20 protein-coding genes are annotated in these 18462 nt (G+C 67.4%); 7 read left to right on the forward strand and 13 right to left on the reverse strand.

The features are described 5' to 3' along the window. The first annotated feature begins 71 nt into the window (after positions 1–71). The gene (locus ABZ004_RS11225) at positions 72–2174 is read left to right on the forward strand and encodes a phosphocholine-specific phospholipase C (protein WP_355679670.1); all 2103 of its coding nucleotides are present in this window, start codon (positions 72–74) and stop codon (positions 2172–2174) included. Positions 2175–2494: 320 nt separating this feature from the next. On the opposite strand, the gene ABZ004_RS11230 is transcribed toward ABZ004_RS11225, so the two are convergent. The 3 genes from ABZ004_RS11230 to ABZ004_RS11240 are packed head-to-tail and all read right to left on the reverse strand — an operon-like array spanning position 2495 to position 6170. After that, positions 2495–3061: a DinB family protein gene (locus ABZ004_RS11230; protein WP_355679671.1), complete on the reverse strand. Its 567-nt coding sequence runs from the start codon at positions 3059–3061 to the stop codon at positions 2495–2497. A 22-nt stretch (positions 3062–3083) separates the two neighbouring features. Beyond that, a complete protein-coding gene (locus tag ABZ004_RS11235; protein WP_355679672.1) occupies positions 3084–4547 on the reverse strand; it encodes a cobyric acid synthase in 1464 nt (487 codons plus the stop codon). Positions 4548–4586: 39 nt separating this feature from the next. Beyond that, the gene (locus tag ABZ004_RS11240; protein WP_355679673.1) at positions 4587–6170 is read right to left on the reverse strand and encodes an MFS transporter; all 1584 of its coding nucleotides are present in this window, start codon (positions 6168–6170) and stop codon (positions 4587–4589) included. Positions 6171–6254: 84 nt separating this feature from the next. On the opposite strand from ABZ004_RS11240, the gene ABZ004_RS11245 reads away from it, so the two are divergent. The 3 genes from ABZ004_RS11245 (at position 6255) to ABZ004_RS11255 (ending at position 8013) form a co-directional block, all read left to right on the forward strand. Then, positions 6255–6548, forward strand: coding sequence for a GNAT family N-acetyltransferase (locus tag ABZ004_RS11245; protein ID WP_355679674.1), 294 nt, complete (start codon positions 6255–6257; stop codon positions 6546–6548). After that, complete coding sequence (locus ABZ004_RS11250; RefSeq protein ID WP_355679675.1) at positions 6545–7078, forward strand: YbaK/EbsC family protein; 534 nt, start codon at positions 6545–6547, stop codon at positions 7076–7078. Before ABZ004_RS11245 ends, ABZ004_RS11250 begins: the two co-directional genes overlap by 4 nt. A gap of 65 nt (positions 7079–7143) precedes the next feature. Beyond that, complete coding sequence (locus ABZ004_RS11255; RefSeq protein ID WP_355679774.1) at positions 7144–8013, forward strand: helix-turn-helix transcriptional regulator; 870 nt, start codon at positions 7144–7146, stop codon at positions 8011–8013. A gap of 61 nt (positions 8014–8074) precedes the next feature. Here ABZ004_RS11255 and ABZ004_RS11260 read toward each other — a convergent pair whose 3' ends face one another. Together ABZ004_RS11260 and ABZ004_RS11265 are read right to left on the reverse strand one after the other, a co-directional pair. After that, complete coding sequence (locus tag ABZ004_RS11260; protein WP_355679676.1) at positions 8075–8506, reverse strand: organic hydroperoxide resistance protein; 432 nt, start codon at positions 8504–8506, stop codon at positions 8075–8077. Positions 8507–8516: 10 nt separating this feature from the next. Further along, positions 8517–9470, reverse strand: coding sequence for an NADPH:quinone oxidoreductase family protein (locus ABZ004_RS11265; RefSeq protein WP_355679677.1), 954 nt, complete (start codon positions 9468–9470; stop codon positions 8517–8519). An 85-nt stretch (positions 9471–9555) separates the two neighbouring features. Here ABZ004_RS11265 and ABZ004_RS11270 point away from each other — a divergent pair, with 85 nt between their 5' ends. After that, positions 9556–10212 carry a TetR/AcrR family transcriptional regulator gene (locus tag ABZ004_RS11270; protein WP_355679678.1) on the forward strand — a complete coding sequence of 219 codons (657 nt, stop codon included), beginning with the start codon at positions 9556–9558 and terminating at the stop codon, positions 10210–10212. 22 nt (positions 10213–10234) lie between these two features. Here ABZ004_RS11270 and ABZ004_RS11275 read toward each other — a convergent pair whose 3' ends face one another. From ABZ004_RS11275 to ABZ004_RS11310, 8 genes are read right to left on the reverse strand one after another with little or no spacing between them, the layout of a single operon-like run. After that, complete coding sequence (locus tag ABZ004_RS11275; protein WP_355679679.1) at positions 10235–10618, reverse strand: metal-sulfur cluster assembly factor; 384 nt, start codon at positions 10616–10618, stop codon at positions 10235–10237. After that, complete coding sequence (gene sufU / locus ABZ004_RS11280) at positions 10611–11069, reverse strand: Fe-S cluster assembly sulfur transfer protein SufU (RefSeq protein ID WP_355679680.1); 459 nt, start codon at positions 11067–11069, stop codon at positions 10611–10613. Before sufU ends, ABZ004_RS11275 begins: the two co-directional genes overlap by 8 nt. A 1-nt stretch (position 11070) precedes the next feature. Then, positions 11071–12327: a cysteine desulfurase gene (locus tag ABZ004_RS11285; protein WP_355679681.1), complete on the reverse strand. Its 1257-nt coding sequence runs from the start codon at positions 12325–12327 to the stop codon at positions 11071–11073. Beyond that, on the reverse strand, positions 12324–13088 hold the full coding sequence (gene sufC / locus ABZ004_RS11290) for a Fe-S cluster assembly ATPase SufC (protein ID WP_355679682.1): 765 nt from the start codon (positions 13086–13088) through the stop codon (positions 12324–12326). The genes ABZ004_RS11285 and sufC overlap by 4 nt, the downstream gene beginning before the upstream one ends. 22 nt (positions 13089–13110) lie before the next feature. Further along, positions 13111–13446: a non-heme iron oxygenase ferredoxin subunit gene (locus ABZ004_RS11295; RefSeq protein WP_355679683.1), complete on the reverse strand. Its 336-nt coding sequence runs from the start codon at positions 13444–13446 to the stop codon at positions 13111–13113. A gap of 2 nt (positions 13447–13448) precedes the next feature. After that, positions 13449–14639, reverse strand: a complete 1191-nt coding sequence (sufD, locus tag ABZ004_RS11300; RefSeq protein WP_355679684.1) for a Fe-S cluster assembly protein SufD — start codon at positions 14637–14639, stop codon at positions 13449–13451. Next, entirely contained in the window at positions 14639–16051 is a 1413-nt protein-coding gene (sufB, locus tag ABZ004_RS11305; protein WP_355679685.1) for a Fe-S cluster assembly protein SufB, read from the reverse strand. Before sufB ends, sufD begins: the two co-directional genes overlap by 1 nt. Continuing rightward, positions 16048–16698, reverse strand: coding sequence for a metalloregulator ArsR/SmtB family transcription factor (locus tag ABZ004_RS11310; RefSeq protein ID WP_355679775.1), 651 nt, complete (start codon positions 16696–16698; stop codon positions 16048–16050). The genes sufB and ABZ004_RS11310 overlap by 4 nt, the downstream gene beginning before the upstream one ends. 214 nt (positions 16699–16912) lie before the next feature. Here ABZ004_RS11310 and ABZ004_RS11315 point away from each other — a divergent pair, with 214 nt between their 5' ends. Continuing rightward, positions 16913–17644, forward strand: coding sequence for an ABC transporter ATP-binding protein (locus ABZ004_RS11315; protein WP_355679686.1), 732 nt, complete (start codon positions 16913–16915; stop codon positions 17642–17644). Next, positions 17641–18420 carry an ABC transporter permease gene (locus ABZ004_RS11320; RefSeq protein WP_355679687.1) on the forward strand — a complete coding sequence of 260 codons (780 nt, stop codon included), beginning with the start codon at positions 17641–17643 and terminating at the stop codon, positions 18418–18420. The genes ABZ004_RS11315 and ABZ004_RS11320 overlap by 4 nt, the downstream gene beginning before the upstream one ends. Positions 18421–18462 lie beyond the last annotated feature (42 nt).

An 18462-nucleotide genomic window follows, 5' to 3' on the forward strand; every position in this document is an offset into this window, starting at 1 on the left:
TCTTGACGGAGTTCACGGACTGCACCTACACCGTTACCTGTTGATTCGGCCGGCGACAGGACGGTGGGGACATGACAATGGACAGGCGCGACTTTCTCCGGTCCGCGGGGATCACGGCGGCGGCGTTCGCAGTACTGCCGGCCAGTCTCCAGCGGGCGCTCGCGGCTCCGGCCCCCACCGGCGGGCTCGAGATGATCGAGCATGTGGTGATCCTGATGCAGGAGAACCGGTCCTTCGATCACTACTTCGGATCACTGCGCGGGGTGCGGGGGTTCAACGACCCGACCGCGCGGACGCTGTCGACCGGGCGGTCAGTGTTCTACCAGCCCGATGGCGCCGGTTATGTGCTGCCGTATCCGGTGGCGAGCCAGTACATGACCGGTACGCCGCACGACTGGGGCAGCAGCCACGGTGCTTGGAATGCGGGCCGCTACGACCAGTGGGTTCCGCAGAAGACGAAGTACACGATGGCTACTCATCTGCGGAGTGAGCTGCCGTTCTACTACGCGCTCGCGGACGCCTTCACGATCTGCGACGCGTACCACTGCTCCGAACTCGGGCCGACGAACCCGAACCGGTTCTACCTGTTCACCGGCAAGCTCGGGTTCGAACCCGGTACGACGCGGCGGGCGATCGGCAACGATGCTTGGCAGAACCAGGCGCATCCCGGCTACACCTGGACGACGTACGCCGAACGGCTCGAAGCGGCGAACAAGAGCTGGCGGGTCTATCAGGAGTGGGACAACTACGGCGACAACTCGCTGGACTTCTTCAAGACCTTCCTCGACGTCGGGAAGAAGGCGCTGGCCAAGACGTCCTACACGAAGCTGGAGTTCTTCTACGACCAAGGCGTACGGCCCGGAACGGCGGCGCAGCGTCAGACCTTGCTGTCACAGCTTGCTGCTGGGGTCGCGACGCTGACCGCTGCCGAACGCCGCCTCTACGACCGCGGGCTGCAGCGCATCGCCGCCGATCAGCTCGTCACCACCTTCGGTGACGACGTCGCGGCCGGTCGACTGCCTGCAGTCTCGTGGATCGTCGCGCCGGAGCCGAAGTGCGAGCACCCGTCGTGGGGTCCGGCCGAGGGTGCCAACTTCAGCAAGGAGATCCTCGACAAGCTCGCGTCCAACCCGCAGGTGTGGAACAAGACGCTGGTCCTGATCACGTACGACGAGAACGACGGCTTCTTCGACCACGTACCGCCGCCCGTGCCGTCGGTGACTCCTGACGACGGGCAGTCGACGGTCGCCATCACCGACGAGATCGTCGACGGTGTACCGATCGGACTGGGTGCTCGGGTTCCGATGCTGGTCGTGTCGCCATGGACTCGCGGTGGGAACGTGTGTTCGCAGGTCTTCGATCACACGTCGGTGCTGCAGTTCCTGGAGAAATGGAGTGGCGTTGCCGAGCCCAACATCTCGCCTTGGCGCCGTGCGGTCTGTGGCGATCTGACGACCACGCTCGACCTGACCACGAGCAATGTCACCTACCCATCGCTTCCGTCGACACCTCCGACGCCCGGGTGGAACACGACGTATCCGGCTCCGCCGAAAACGCAGGTCCTCCCGACGCAGGAGCCGGGCACACGCGTCGCCCGGGCGCTCCCCTACACGCTCACGGTGTCCGGCCGGGTCGCCAGCGACAGGTTCTGGATCGACTTCAGCAACGCCGGCGCGGCCGGTGCGCACTTCTACGTGTCGGCCAACGCGTTCCGCACTGACGGACCTTGGCGCTACACGGTCGGCGCAGGGGCTTCCGTGTCGGACTACTGGGCAGCTGGTACGCCGACAGGCTCCTACGACCTGACGGTCAACGGGCCGAACGGATTCGTACGCCGGTTCGCCGGCAACCGTAGTACCGCCACCACCGCAGGCAACGCCAACCCCGAGGTCACCCTGCGGTACGCGCCAGCGGACAACCTGGTGTGGCTCAAGATGACCAACAGCGGCACGAAGGCTTGCACCGTCACCATCCAGCCGAACAACCGCAGCGGCGGACCGTGGACCTACCAGCTCGCCGCTGGCTCCAGTGTCGAGGACTGGTTCAGCACGACCAACGGCTGGTACGACCTCACCGCAACCGCCAACACCACCGACCACTTCGTACGCCGCTTCGCCGGCCACCTAGAAACCGGCACCCCCAGCACCAGCGACCCAGCCATGGGCTCAGCCTGACTCCGCGCCACGGCAGTTACCGACCGCCGAACACTGTTTTTTCGTCCGCTGACGGGTTTATACCCGGTCAGCGGACGAATATCGCGACAGCGGCTCGGGAGGTGCGAGGTCAGCGGTTGAAGAGGCGGGCGAACAGGCCTCGGCCGCCCTCGGACTTGGGGTGGCCGGGGCACCACTGGTCGTCGGGGACCGACAGCTTGACCTGGGCTACGTGCTGGCCGCAGCCGGACCAGGTTGTTTTGCCGCACTGACGGCACTTCACCGCACGACACATCTCAGGCTCCGCCCGCTCGACAACCGCGCCAGAGTAGCCGAACGGGCTACTTGAAGGTGTTGGCGGCTTCCTGGATCTTGCTGGTGAACGTCTGCCACGAGGAGTCGTCCATGAGGTCGTGGTCGGAGCCGCCTTGGCCGTCGATGAGTTCCCGGACGATGTCGGCGTGGCCGGCGTGGTGGGCGGTTTCGTCGACCATCCGGATGAGGAGGACACCGAGAGTAGTTGCCCGGTGCCCTTCCTTCCAGTGCGGGACCTCCGCGGGGGCATCCAGGTCCAAGGCAGCAATGGTCTCGTCACCGCTGGCACAGGCACGTTTGTAGAGGTTGACCAGATACTCGCTCGACTCCGACGGCAGCGCCCACATATCGGCACCCTCCCAGGTTGAGCCGTCCTCCTCCCAGGCGAGGACGTCCGCCTTCGGCCGGCCCAGACTCGTCGTCAGGTACACGTACTCCACCGCCGCGAGATGCTTCACCAGCCCGAGCAGGTTCGTCCCGGAAGGCACGAGCGGCCGGCGCAGGTCGTACTCACTCAACCCGTCGAGCTTCGACAGCAGCAGCGCGCGACTCTCCCGCAGCTTCGCGTGCAATTCGGCTTTGAGATCCGTCATGCCCCGGACGCTAACCCACCCGTCAGACAGTTTCCGGCGCCCCCGGTGGAACGAAAGGCCGAGCAGGCGCACCACCAGAGATGAGATCCAGCAGAGCATCCGTGTCCAGATGCTCCTCAACCGCGTCGGCCAGCCGATCCAGCCGCGCCTCCCGCAAAGCGGAGAACGACACAGTGCCGTCCGGCGCAGACTTCCCGACCATCGCAGCGACCTCGGCGAGAAACGCATGCCGGGTGGAGTCGTCGTCCATCAGCCCGTGCCAGATCGTCCCCCACACCACGCCCGACCGGCAGCCACCCGGGAACTCCCCCGCGTCACCGACCACCCGCACCACCCCGTGATGGATCTCGTACGCCGTCGGCGCCGGCCGCGCCAGCGTCTTCTCCACAGCGAATGACGTTGCCACCGGCAACAACCCGAGGCCGGTGTGACTGCCGCCGCCCTCGACCCCGAGCGGATCCTCGATCGCCCCGCCGAGCAACTGATACCCACCACAGATCCCCAGCACCGGCCGCCCGGCGGCCACCCGCGCCACGACTGCATCGGCCAGCCCGTTCGACCGCAGCCAGGCCAGATCGGACGTCGTCGCCCGCGACCCCGGCAGCACCACCAGATCGGCATCGCGGACCTCGGCCGGGCTCGCCGTGAAGAACACGCTCGTCGTCGGCTCGACAGCCAGCGCATCCAGATCGGTGAAGTTGCTGATCCGCGGAAACCGGACCACGGCGATCGACAGCACCTCGGAGTCGTGCGCCGTACGCCGGGCCGGAATGTCCAGCGCGTCCTCGGAATCGAGCCACAACTCGGGCAACCACGGCAACACGCCGTACGTCGGACGTCCGGTCACCGCGGTGAGCATCTCGATCCCCGGCTGCAGCAGCGACACATCGCCGCGGAACTTGTTCACGACGAACCCGCTGATCAGCGCCTGGTCCTCCGCCGACAACAACGCGACGGTGCCGAACATCGACGCGAACAACCCACCACGATCGATGTCCCCGACGACCACGACCGGCGCCCGGGTGTGCTGCGCGAGCCCCATGTTGACGTAGTCGGACTGCCGGAGGTTGATCTCGGTCGGGCTCCCCGCCCCCTCGCTGATCACCACGTCGTACCGCGACGCCAAGTCGTCGTACGCCGCGAACGCCGCCTTCGCCAGCTCCGCCCGCTCGGTGAGGAACCCACGCGCGGTCAACTCACCCCACGGCTCCCCCATCAGTACGACGTGACTTCGCCGGTCGCTCCCGGGCTTCAGCAGCACCGGGTTCATCGCTGCCTCGGGCTCGGCGCCGGCCGCGATCGCCTGGATCCACTGGGCCCGCCCGATCTCGGCGCCGTCGGCACAGACCATCGAGTTGTTCGACATGTTCTGTGCCTTGTACGGCGCCACCCGGACGCCCTGTCGCGCCAGCCACCGGCACAGCCCGGTCACCACCGTCGTCTTACCCGCGTCGGACGTCGTACCGGCAACCAGAAGTGAACCCACGGCCCCGATGCTAACGAAGTGCCACCGAGGCGAGGCCGGCTAGCTGGGTGGGGTTCGGTCGCCCTGGTCTTCCGGTGGGAGGACCGGGGTGATGCGGCGGCCCTGGGCGTCGGTGCTCGGCAGGCGCGGGGTCGTGCCCTGGAACCGGGTGGCACCGGCGCGTTCGCGGGCGGAGAGCGGCTTCGCGACGTTCTCGAGCGACTGGCCTTCAGCATCGACGCCGAAGAACCACGCGATCAGACCACCGATCAGCATCACCGCGGCACCGATGATGTAGCCGACGGTCAGCGGACCGCGGGCCGGGTTGTCGCCCTCCCCGATCAGCGAGGCGAACAGGAACGGCGCCACCACGCCACCGGTGAGCTGCGAGATCGCGAAGAAGAACGAGATCGCCTGGCCGCGCAGCTCGATCGGGAAGATCTCGCTCACGGTCAGGTACGCCGACGAGGCGCCGGCCGAGGCGAAGAAGAACACCACGCACCACAGCGCGGTCAGCCCGGCAGCGTTCAGCGAGCCTGCGTTGAACAGCAGCGCGGTGACGAACAGCACCACGGCCGAGATCGAGTACGTCGCCAGGATCATCTTCCGGCGGCCGATGGTGTCGAAGAAGTGCCCGAGCAGCAACGGACCGGCGAGGTTGCCGATCGCGAACGGGAAGAAGTAGATCGCGATGCTGGAGTCGTTCAGCCCGAAGTACGACTTCAGCACCAGCGCGTAGGTGAAGAAGATCGCGTTGTAGAGGAACGCCTGGGTGACCATCATCGAGAAGCCGAGGAACGACCGGCTGCGGTAGTCGCGCAGCATCACCCGGGCGATCTCGCGGTACGTCACCGGCGGGTAGTCGACGACGTTGATCGCCTCGTCGTCGCTGACCTCGCGGAGCTCGCCGCCCTGCCGGCGTACGGTCTCCTCGATGCCGTCGACGGTCCGCTCGGCCTCCTCGACCTTGCCGTGCGTCATCAGCCAGCGCGGGCTCTCCGGGATGTGCCGGCGCAGGTAGATGATCATCAGGCCCATCACCGGGCCGACCAGGAAGCACAGCCGCCAGCCCCACTCGATCGGGACGATGTCCTCGTTCAGGAAGACCAGACCGACCGCGGACCCGATCAGCGCGCCGGCCCAGTAGGTGCCGTTGACGCCGATGTCGACCCGGCCGCGGTACTTCGACGGGATCAGCTCGTCGATCGCGGAGTTGATCGCGGCGTATTCACCGCCGATACCCATCCCGGCCACGAACCGGCAGAGCGCCAGCGACCAGAAGTCCCAGGTAAGACCTGCCGCGCCGGAGGCGATCAGGTAGACCATCAAGGTGATGATGAACAGACTGCGGCGGCCCCATTTGTCGGTGAGCCGGCCGAAGACCAGCGCGCCGACCACCTCGCCGGCCAGGTAGATCGAGGCGAGCAGGCCGACCTGCGACGTACTCAGGCCGAGGGTCGCGCCTTCTTTCAGCACGTTGCCGACCAGGGAGACGAGCTGGATCTCCAGACCGTCGAGGATCCAGGAGACGCCCAGACCGACGACGATCATCCAGTGGAACCTGGTCCACGGCAGCCGGTCCATCCGGGCCGGTACCAGACTCGGTATCGCCTTGCCTTCGTTCAACGCGTGCTCGGTGCTCATCGCCGCTCCTCACCTTCGGGCCGGTCCCGAAGCCCCGTACCCAGCGAGTAACCGACCCAAAACGGGCCGCACTAAAGTGGCCGCATGGAGAACGAGATCAGCATCGCGGACGCGCCCGCGAACAGCCGGTACGAGGCCCGCGACGCCGACGGCAACCTGATGGGATTCGTCGACTACAAGCTCGCCGGTCCGGTGATCGCCTTCCTGCACGCCGAGACACTGCCCGAGTTCCGCGGCCGCGGCGTCGCGGGCAGGATCGCGGTCAAGTCGCTCGACGACGCCCGCGAAGCAGGGTTGCGGGTGAAGCCCGCCTGCCCGTTCTATCAGGAATACTTGAAGGAGCACCCGGAGTACGCCGATCTCGTGGAGCAGCAGTGAGTACGCCGGTGCTGGGAAAGCTGACCTGGCAGCCGGCCCTGGAGGTGCCGGAGTTGCTGGCCGAGCCGGTCCGGGCCGCGCTCGGCGACCTACCGGCGTACGCGGTCGCGATCGATCCGGGGCTGGCCGACACGGCTGCCTTCTGCGCGGAGTACGACGTGCCGATGGCCGCCTCTGCGAACTGTGTGATCGTGCACGGCAAGCGGGCCGGCGAGTCGACGTACGCCGCGGTGATGGTGCTCGCGACGCACCGGGCGGACGTGAACGGCGTGATCCGCAAACATCTCGGCGTACGGAAGATCTCTTTCGCCGCGCAAGACGACGCGGTGGAGTCGACCGGGATGGAGTACGGCGGGATCACGCCGATCGGCTTGCCGGCCGCCTGGCCGATCCTGGTCGACCAGGCGGTCGCCGACGCCGGTCTCGTCGTGATCGGCAGCGGCATCCGCGCATCGAAGATTCTGCTCGACGGCGCCGAGCTGGCGAAACTCCCGAACGCCACTGTGCTGGAGCTGGCGTCACCCGCCTGAGTTACGGCTAACATCGGGTCTGACTCGGAGCGAGCAGGAGATGCGGGTTTGTGCGGGATGACGTCATGACGGTCGCCGGCGGCGAGGGTGGGCCGACCGCGCTGCGGATCATGCTCGGCGGGCAGTTGCGCCGGATGCGGGAGGCCGCGAAGATCAGCCGCGCCGACGCGGGCTGGCAGATCCGCGCGTCCGAGTCCAAGGTCAGCAGGATGGAACTCGGCCGGGTCGGCTTCAAGGAGCGCGACGTCAGCGACCTGCTCGAGCTGTACGGGCTGTCCGACGAGACCGAGCGGGTCCGGCTGATGGAACTGGCCCGGGCCGCGAACAACCCCGGCTGGTGGTCGCGGTACGGCGACGTGATGCCGAACTGGTTCGCCAACTACGTCGGCCTCGAGGTCGCGGCGAAGCTGATCCGCACCTACGAGGTGCTGTTCGTCCCGGGCCTGTTGCAGACCGAGGCGTACGCGCGCGCCGTCGTCCAGCTCGGCAAGACCTTCCTGCCGCCGGAGGAGATCGAGCAGCGGGTCGCGCTGCGGGTGACGCGGCAGCAGATCCTGACCAGGGCGAACCCGGTTCGGCTCTGGGCCGTCATCGACGAGTCCGTCCTGAAGCGCCCGATCGGCGGGCGGGACGCGATGTGCGAGCAGATCGAGCAACTGCTCAAGGTCTCCCAGCAGCCGAACGTGACGCTGCAGGTGATGCCGTTCAGCAGCGGAGGGTATCCGGGCGCGGGTGGTGCGTTCACCATCATGCGATTCCCGGAAGGGGATCTGCCGGACGTCGTCTACATCGAGCACGCGGCCAGTGCGTTGTTCCTGGACAAGCTCGAGGACCTGGACGAGTACGCCGCGATCATGGAAGCGCTGACGATCGCTGCGGCGCCGGTCAGCGATACGCCGCGGATCCTGCAGGACGCCCTGGCCGAGATGTGCTGAACCCCCGTCGCGGGACAGCGACGGGGGTTCGGCGGGCCGGCTGGCCGGAGGGGGCGACCGGTCAGGCGACGGTCAGGGTGAACTTGATGTTGCCGCGGGTGGCGTTGGAGTACGGGCAGACCTCGTGCGCCTTCGCGACCAGCTCCTCGGCGGCGGCGCGCTCCAGCGTCGGCAGGCTGACGACCAGGGCGACCTCGAGGCCGTAGCCGGTGCCACCGTTGATCGGGCCGAGGCCGACCTCGGCGGTGACGGTCGAGCCGTCGACATCCTGCCGGGTCTTGCGCGCGACGGTCTTCAGCGCGCTGTGGAAGCAGGACGCGAAGCCGGCCGCGAACAGCTGCTCCGGGTTGGTGCCTTCGCCGCTGCCGCCCAGCTCCTTCGGCGGCGCGACGATCACGTCGAGCTTGTAGTCGTCGGTCGCGGTGTGCCCGTCCCGGCCGCCTTCAGCGGTCGCGCGAGCCGTGTACAGAACCTTCTCTACTGCGATGGTCATATTTGGTCCTTCAGTTCTTGGGGTCGAGGGTGAGCTTGCCGACGGTCCGGCGGGCCCGCATGTCTTCGTGCGCCGTGACGATGTCGGACAGCGGGTAGTCGCCGCCGACGACCGGGCGCAGTTTGCCGGCCGAGGTCAGCTCGAACAGTTCCTTCAGTGGGTCGCCGAGCAGGGCCGGGTTCTGGAAGCAGTCCGCCAGCCAGAAGCCCGCGATCGTCTTGGAACCCTTCATCAACCGGGCGGGCTCGATCGCCTTCGCGGCCTGGCGTGATGCGGAGCCGAAGGTCACCAGCCGGCCGAACCGGCCGAGGGCGTCGAACGACTCGTCGAACGTCGGTCCGCCGACCATCTCGAGCACGATGTCGACCGGCTTGCCGTCGTTCGCCTCGATGATCCGGTCCTTCAGGCCCTCGGGGTCGCCGTCGATCGCGGCGTCCGCACCGAGCTCCAGCGCGAGCTTGCGCTTCTCGTCCGAGGACGCGGTGGCGATCACCCGGCCGGCACCCCAGAGCTTCGCGAGCTGGATGGCGAGGGTTCCGACGCCACCGGCGCCGGCGTGCACGAGCACCGACTCGCCTGCCTGCAGACGGGTCGAGGTCTTCAGCAGGTGCCAGGCGGTGGTGCCCTGGAGGACCAGCGCGAGCGCGTCGCCGTCGCTGACGCCTTCCGGTACGTCGAACGCGTACGGCGCGTGGGCGACGGCCTTCTCGGCGTACCCGCCGGAGCCGACCAGCGCGACGACCCGGCGGCCGTCCGCGGTGTGGCCGACGACCTCGCCACCGGGGATCAGCGGCAGCTCCGTCGTGGACAGGTAGCTGTTCTCGACCTGGTGGGTGTCGGCGTAGTTCACGCCGGCCCGGTCGACGGTGATCAGAACCTGTCCGTCACCCGCGACCGGCTCGTCGACGTCGCTGACCTTGAGGACTTCCGGGCCACCGAACTCGGTGATCTGTACGGCTCGCACGCTGATCTTCCCTTCGGATCGTGTTCCTTCTATACGGTGTACTATACACCGTACGTTATAGAGATCGTTGTGAGATGGGAGACAGATGGCCAGGACGCCGCGGAACACGCTCAACCCCGAGCTGATCGTGCGGACGGCCCTCGAGCTGATGGAGTCCGAGGGCACGAGCGCCTTCAGCCTGCGCGGTGTCGCCGCCGCCCTGGGAGTCGGCCCGATGGCGATCTACACCTACTTCCGCAACAAGGACGACCTGTACGACGCCGTGCGGAATCACCTGATGGGCCTACTTCCCCCGGTGCCCGCGGACGTCCCCTGGCAGGACCAGGTCCGCGCGGTCTGCCGGAGCCTGCGGTCGCTGATGCTCCAACACCCTTGCCTGGCGCAACTACTCTCGGGCCGGCCACTGAGCGGCCAGGAGACGGCGCGCGTCGCGGAAGGCCTCCTCGGCGTACTGCGGGCAGCCGGCTTCGACAAGGAGAGGGCAGCCCGGACGCACACCACCCTCTTCACCTACGTGCTGGGCGCCACGTCCTGGGAGATCCAGATGGCCGCCGAACGCCGGGACCCCGAAGCCTGGCGCCGCCTCCGCACCACCATGGAGTCCCTCTCCGCCACCGAGTTCCCGACCGTCGTGGACCTCGCCCCCGAACTGGCCCGCACCACCGGCGGCGACACTCAGTTCGACTACGGCCTGGACCTTCTGATCGCCGGCCTGGACATGCAAAAACCCCGGGCCACCTGACCCGGGGTTCCGCAGTACGGGTTTAGACGTTGAAGCCGAGAGCGCGGAGCTGGTCGCGGCCGTCGTCGGTGATCTTCTCCGGGCCCCACGGCGGCATCCAGACCCAGTTGATCCGGAAGTCGTTGACCAGTCCGTCGAGGGACATCCGGGTCTGGTCCTCGATCACGTCGGTGAGGGGGCAGGCGGCCGACGTCAGCGTCATGTCGATGATCGCGGTGTTGGTGTCGTCCACCGTCACGCCGTAGATCAGGCCGAGGTCCACGACGTTGATCCCCAGTTCGGGGTCGACGACATCCTTCAGCGCCTCGGTCACGTCCTCGACGGCGACCGTCGAGCCGGCCGGCTTCGCTGCGGCCTCGAGGTCGACCTCGGGCAGCTCGATCTTCTCGTCGGTCTGGTCAGACATTGCTTGCTCCTTCTTTCTTCGCGAGTGCCTGGGCGGTCGCGTCGCGCCAGGCCGACCAGCCCAGCAGTGCGCACTTCACCCGGGCCGGGAACTGCGCGACACCCGCGAAGGCGACGCCGTCTTCCAGAACTCCCTCATCGGGTTCCACATTCCCGCGGCCCTGCATGAGTTCCAGGAACTTCTCGTACGTCGCCATGCCCTCGGTGACCGGCTTGCCGATCACCAGGTCACTCATCACCGAGGTCGCCGCCTGGCTGATCGAGCAACCGACCGACGCGTGCGTCACGCCGGTGACGATGTCGCCGTCGAGTTCGACGCGCAAGGTGACCTCGTCCCCGCAGGACGGGTTCACGTGGTGCACCTCCACGTCGTACGGGTCCGAGAGCCCCGCGTGATGCGGGCTCCGGTAGTGATCCAGGATGATCTCCTGGTACAAGCTGTCGAGCTGCATATCAGTCCACCTTGAAGAATGACCGGACGAAGCCGAGCCCGTCGACGAGGGCGTCGATCTCCTCGGGCGTCGTGTACAGGTAGAAAGACGCTCTGGTCGACGATTGCATTCCGAACCGCTCGTGCACCGGACGCGCGCAGTGATGTCCGGCCCGTACGGCGATGCCGCGGGTGTCCAGCACCGTCGACACGTCATGCGGGTGCACGCCGGCGAGCTCGAAGCTGATCGCGCCACCGCGGTCCGCGATGTCCGACGGCCCAAGAATCTTCACTCCGGGAACCGTCTTCAGGCCTTCCAGCGCGTACGCCGTGATGGCTTGCTCGTGCGCCGCGACCTTGTCCATCCCGATGCCGGCCAGGTAGTCCAGCGCCGCGCCGAGTCCGACGGACTGCGCGATCGGCGGCGTACCGGCTTCGAACCGGGCCGGCGGGGCTGCGTACGTCGAACCGGTCATCCGGACGACCTCGATCATCTCGCCACCACCAAGGAACGGCGGCAGCGACGCGAGCAGGTCGTACCGGCCCCAGAGCACGCCGATCCCGGTGGGGCCAACCGCCTTGTGGCCGGTGAACGCGAGCATGTCCGCACCCAGGGTCGAGACATCGACCGGGAACTGCGGCACGGCCTGCGAAGCATCGACGACCACGATCGCGTCGAAAGCGTGCGCCTTCGCGGCAATCTCAGTGATCGGGTTGATCGTGCCGAGCGCGTTCGAGACCCAGGTCAGCGAGACGACCTTGGTGTGCTCGTTGATCAGCTCCTCGATGTTGCTCAGGTCGAGGCGGCCCTCGTCGGTGACGCCGAACCAGCGCAGCGTCGCGCCGGTCCGCTCACAGGCGAGCTGCCACGGGACGATGTTGCTGTGGTGCTCCATCTCGGAGATCACCACCTCGTCCCCCGGCTTCAGCGACGCGCCGAGCGTGTGCGCGGCCAGGTTGAGCGCCTCGGAGGCGTTCTTGGTGAAGACGATCTCGTCCCGGTTGGTCGCGCCGATGAAGGCCGCGACCTTGTCCCGGCCGCCCTCGTACGCCGCGGTCGCCTCGGCACCGAGCTGGTGCATCGCTCGCGCCACGTTCGCGTTGTGCTGGAGGTAGTGATCCTCGATCGCCTTGACCACCTGGCGAGGCTTCTGCGACGAGTTCGCCGAGTCCAAGTAGACCAGCGGGAAGTCGTTCGCCAGCACCCGCGACAGGATCGGGAAGTCCGCCCGGACCGAGTTCAGGTCCAGGGGACTGCTGAAGGTCCGGGCGTCCGTCATGCCTTGGCGCCTGTCTTCAGGAACCGCTCGTAGCCGTTGGCCTCGAGCTCGTCGGCCAGCTCCGGGCCGCCCTCTTCGGCGACCTTGCCGTCGACGAAGACGTGTACGAAGTCCGGCTTGATGTAGCGCAGGATCCGGGTGTAGTGGGTGATCAGCAGAACGCCCTTGTCACCCTTCTCGGCGTACCGGTTGACGCCGGTGGAGACGATCTTCAGCGCGTCGATGTCGAGGCCGGAGTCGGTCTCGTCGAGGATCGCGATCTTCGGGTCGAGCAGCTCCAGCTGGACGATCTCGTGCCGCTTCTTCTCACCACCGGAGAAGCCCTCGTTGACGTTCCGGGTGCCGAAGTCGGCGTCCATGTCCAGGTCGGCGAGCGCCTTGTTGACGTCCTTGACCCAGGTCCGCAGCTTCGGCGCCTCGCCGTCGATGGCGGTCTTGGCGGTCCGCAGGAAGTTCGAGACGGAGACGCCGGGCACCTCGACCGGGTACTGCATGGCCAGGAACAGGCCGGCCCGGGCGCGCTCGTCGACAGTCATGTCGAGCACGTCCTCGCCGTCCAGCGTCACGGTGCCGCTGGTGACGTTGTACTTCGGGTGGCCGGCGATCGAGTACGCCAGCGTGGACTTGCCGGAACCGTTCGGGCCCATGATCGCGTGCGTCTGACCACCGGCGATGGTCAGGTCGACGCCGCGCAGGATCTCCTTCGGGCCGTTCTCGGTGTCGACCGACACGTGCAGGTCGCGGATCTCGAGTGTCGCCATGGGGTTTCTTCTATCTCCGTCGTTAGGAAGCTTGATTCAGGGGGTTCTTGACGTCGACCAGCAGGTCATCGCCCTCGACCCGGACCGGGTAGACCGGCACCGGGTCGTACGCCGGCAGGCTGGTCGGCTCGCCGGTGCGCAGGTCGAACCGCGAGCCGTGCAGCCAGCACTCGATCTCGCACTGGCCGACATCACCCTCGGACAACGCGATCTGCGCGTGCGAGCACTCGTCGCGGACGGCGAAGTACTGGCCTTCGCTCTTCACGACCGCCACCTCGACACCGCCGACCTCGGTGGCCACGACCCCTTCGTCTGGGACATCGGCCACCGCGCAAGCGCGTTCGAACGAGTCACTCATGGTCAGGCCTTGAGCGCCTCGGTCAGGGCTGCCGTGCGGGCCAGCTTCTGCTCGATCACCTCGTGCAGACGCTCGGCCACCTCCGGTACGCCGATCCGCCCGATGATGTCGTTGAAGAATCCCGACACCACCAGCCGGCGGGCCTCGTCCTCGGGAATTCCGCGCGCCTGCAGGTAGAACAGCTGCTCGTCGTCGAACCGGCCGGTCGCCGAGGCGTGCCCGGCCCCCTCGATCTCGCCGGTCTCGATCTCCAGGTTCGGCACCGAGTCGGCGCGGGCGCCGTCGGTGAGCACCAGGTTCCGGTTCAGCTCGAAGGTGTTGGTGCCCTCGGCCGCGGCCCGGATCAGCACGTCGCCGATCCACACCGAGCGGGCGTGGTCACCGGCCAGCGCGCCCTTGTAGAGCACGTTGCTCTTGCAGTTGATCGCCTCGTGGTCGACGAAGAGCCGGTTCTCGTGGTGCTGACCGGACTCGGCGAAGTAGACCCCGAGGAGTTCGGCATCGCCACCCGGACCGGCGTACCGGACGTTGGTGGAGAGCCGGACGATCTTGCCGCCGAGGGTGACGGCGACGTGGTTGAGCTTCGCGTCCCGGCCGACCACGGCGTCGTGCTGGCCGACGTGGATCGACTCGGTGTCCCCCTGCTGGATCGAGACGACCCGCAGGTCGGCGCCGTCACCGACGACGATCTCGACGTTCGCGGCGTACTCCCCCGCGCCGGTGTGGTCGACGATCACGGTGCCGCGGCTGTGCCGGCCGGCCTCGATCACCAGGTGACCGAAGCCACGGCCGCCGAGGCCCGCGATGTTCACGTGCACCGGCTCGGTCAGCTCGGCGTCGTTCGGGATCCGCACGGCCAGCGCTTCACCGGCGTGGTTCCACGCGACGGCCGCGATCCGGTCCTGCGGGGTGAGCGCCTTGACCGCGTCGGTGGCGATCGTCTCGATCACGACACCGTCGGGGCCGTGCGCGTCGACCTTGACGGTCTCGGTGCCGGCCGCGTCCTCGAACAGCGCCTTGAGGGCCTTGACCGGGGTGAACCGCCACTCCTCCTCGCGCCCGTTGGGCACCGGGAAGTCGGCCACGTCGTACGACGTGGTGCGCTCGCTGCGGGCCTGCAACGGCACCGGCGATCCTGGCCCGTGAGAGTGGCCCTGGTTACCGGTGGCAACCAGGGTTTCGGTGGCTGACATCAGCCGACGGCCCCTTCCATCTGCAGCTCGATGAGCCGGTTGAGTTCCAGCGCGTACTCCATCGGGAGCTCGCGGGCGATCGGCTCGATGAAGCCGCGGACGATCATCGCCATTGCCTCGTCCTCGGCCATCCCCCGGCTCATCAGGTAGAAGAGCTGGTCGTCACTGACCTTGGACACGGTCGCCTCGTGCCCCATCGCGACGTCGTCCTCGCGGACGTCGACGTACGGGTAGGTGTCGGAGCGGCTGATCGTGTCGATCAGCAGCGCGTCACAACGGACCGTGGACTTGCTGTGGTGGCTGCCCGGCGCGACCTCGACCAGACCCCGGTACGACGTCCGGCCACCGCCGCGGGCGACCGACTTGGAGATGATCGAGCTCGACGTGTACGGCGCGTTGTGCACCATCTTCGAGCCGGCGTCCTGGTGCTGGCCCTCGCCGGCGAACGCGATCGACAGCGTCTCGCCCTTGGCGTGCTCACCCATCAGGTAGACGGCCGGGTACTTCATCGTCACCTTGGAACCGATGTTGCCGTCGATCCACTCCATCGTCGCGCCCTCTTCACAGGTGGCGCGCTTGGTGACCAGGTTGTAGACGTTGTTCGACCAGTTCTGGATCGTCGTGTAGCGGCAGCGGGCGCCCTTCTTCACGATGATCTCGACGACCGCGGAGTGCAGCGAGTCCGACTTGTAGATCGGCGCGGTGCAGCCCTCGACGTAGTGCACGTAGGCGTCCTCGTCGACGATGATCAGGGTCCGCTCGAACTGGCCCATGTTCTCGGTGTTGATCCGGAAGTAGGCCTGCAGCGGGATGTCCACCTTGACGCCCTTGGGCACGTAGATGAACGAGCCGCCGGACCAGACCGCCGTGTTCAGCGCGGCGAACTTGTTGTCGCCGACCGGGATCACGGAGCCGAAGTACTCCTTGAACAGCTCCGGGTGCTCGCGCAGGCCGGTGTCGGTGTCCAGGAAGATGACACCCTGCTCCTCCAGGTCCTCACGGATCTGGTGGTAGACGACCTCCGACTCGTACTGCGCGGCGACGCCGGCCACCAGGCGCTGCTTCTCCGCCTCCGGGATACCGAGCTTGTCGTAGGTGTTCTTGATGTCCTCGGGAAGCTCTTCCCAGCTGGTGGCCTGCTTCTCCGTCGAGCGGACGAAGTACTTGATGTTGTCGAAGTCGATGCCGGACAGGTCCGCACCCCACGACGGCATCGGCTTGCGGTCGAAGAGCTTCAGGCCCTTCATCCGCAGGTCGAGCATCCACTCCGGCTCACTCTTCAGCGTCGAGATGCCTTGCACCACCTCGGCACTGAGGCCGCGCTTGGCGACGGAGCCGGCGGCGTCACTGTCGGACCAGCCGAACTTGTACGTACCGAGCCCATCGAGCTCCGGGTGAGCGGTTTGCGTCATCGTGCAGTCCTCGCAGATTCGCTGTCGGATACAGGGGAAACCGGCTCGCTTTTCAGGGCTTGGCCGGGAATATGTGTCGTGCAGACACCGTCACCGTGAGCGATGGTGGCGAGTCGCTGGACGTGCTTGCCGAGCAACCGCGAGAAGACCTCGGTCTCGGCCTCGCACAACTGGGGGAACTGCTGGGCCACGTGAGCGACCGGGCAGTGGTGCTGGCAGAGCTGCTCGCCGGCACCGGCTTGCAGGGTAGAGGCCGCGTAACCGTCGACGCTCAGCGCCTGGGCCAGGACCTCAACCTTCTGATCGTCCGGAGCCGCGGCGAGCAGTTCGGCGTACCGGTCCTCCACCTCGGCGACGCGACGGCGGGCGAACTCCGTGACCGCTGCGTCTCCGCCGGCTTCGGCGATGAACCGCAGCGCAGTGGTCGCCAGGTCGTCGTACGCCTGGTGGAACGCGTGCCGGCCGGAGTCGGTCAGCACGAAGACCTTGGCGGGACGGCCCCGGCCGCGGGGGCCGTAGACCCGCTCTTCGCGCGCCTCGGCCAGGCCCTCTTCCAGCAAGTGGTCGAGGTGCCGGCGGACCGCCGCCGGGGTCAGCTCGAGCCGCTCGGCGAGCACCGCCGCGCTGGACGGGCCGTTGGTCAGGATCGAGCGCGCGACCCGGTCCCGGGTGGACTCGTCCCGCGCGACAGCGGCGCCCGAAGGCGCCTGACCGGCCGTCGCGGAAGTTTTCACAACATCAGTGTCACCTAATTGCCAGGGCGCTTCAAATAAGGCTGCCCTAACCGGTTCACGCCGTTCCGCCTGCCTGTTCGGGTGACCGTGAGCAGGGTCACGTCGAGGCGTTGACTAGTCTGCACCTGTGCCAGTCGCAGTCGAGATCGACAACCTCGTCGTCCGGTACGGCGAGAAGACCGCGGTGGACGGCCTCACTCTCACCGTAACCGGCGGAACAGTGACGTCCGTCCTCGGCCCCAACGGGGCCGGGAAGACCACCACGGTGGAGAGCTGCGAGGGGTTCCGGCGGCCCGACTCCGGCCAGGTCCGGGTGCTCGGGCTGGACCCGATCGCCGACCACGACGAGCTGATGCCGCGGATCGGGGTGATGCTCCAGGAAGGCGGGAGCTGGTCCGGGGTCCGCGCGCTCGAGATGCTCCGCTACGTCGCCGGGCTGCATGCGCATCCGCTGGATCTCCCCTCGTTGGTGGAGCGGCTCGACCTGGGTACTTGCGGGCGTACGCCGTACCGGCGACTGTCCGGCGGGCAGAAGCAGCGGTTGTCGCTGGCGCTGGCGATCGTCGGACGGCCGGAGATCGTGTTCCTCGACGAACCGACGACCGGGCTGGACCCGCACGGGCGGCGGGAGATCTGGCAGTTGATCCGCGATCTGCGCGACGACGGGGTGACCGTTGTGATGACGACGCACGCGATGGATGAGGCGGAGCAGCTGTCCGACCAGGTGCATGTCGTGTCCGCGGGCAAGCTGATTGCCTCCGGGACGCCCGACGTACTGACCGAGCACGGGGCGAAGTCGCTCGAGGACGTCTACCTGGAGCTCACGGCCAAGCCTGCCTCCTCTAAGGAGGGGCGATGAGTGCTACGTACGCTCCGCGGCCGGGGTCCGCGCCGTGGACGCGCAAGGTGTTGTCGCATGCGCGGATGGAGTTCCGGCTGCTCATGCGCAACGGTGAACAGCTCCTGCTGGCTCTGGTGATCCCGTTGGGGCTGCTGCTCTTGCTGGGTGGCACCGGTTTGGGTGACAGGCTTCCGCTCGGCGACGGGCGAGCTGTGGACCTCGCAGTACCGCGTGTGCTCGCACTGGCCGTGCTGTCGACCTCCTTCACTTCACTGGCGATCGCTACCGGGTTCGAACGCCGGTACGGCGTGATCAAGCGCCTTGGCGCCTCTCCCCTGTCGCGGACCGGGTTGCTCGCTGGGAAGATCGGCTCAGTCCTGGTGCTCCAGGTGATCCAGCTCGGCGTACTGATCGGCACTGGCTTCGCTCTCGGCTGGAAGCCCGTCGGTGGTGCATCCGCGGTCATCGGCGTTGTCCTGATGGTTGTCTGCGGTACTGCGGCCTTCGCTTCGCTCGGGCTCCTCATGTCTGGAGTGCTCCGAGCTGAGGCCACTCTGGCTGCGGCGAACCTGCTGTACCTGCTGCTGTTGGTCGGTGGCGGGCTGATGACACCGGTCGACGAATACCCGGCCGGCATGCAGTCCGTAGTACGGCTGCTGCCCAGTGCTGCTTTGGCCAACGGGCTAGCGAACTCCACTATCGAAGGTGTGATCCCATGGGCGGCCGCCCTGTCTCTGGCGTTGTGGTCCGCGGTGCTCGGCTACCTGGTCTCCAGGACCTTCCGCTGGGACTGACTGACGCTGTGTTTTTGGGGGCCGACCAGGCTATCTCTAGAG

Origin of the sequence: Kribbella sp. NPDC006257 (assembly GCF_040613535.1) — a bacterium.
Taxonomy (GTDB): domain Bacteria; phylum Actinomycetota; class Actinomycetes; order Propionibacteriales; family Kribbellaceae; genus Kribbella.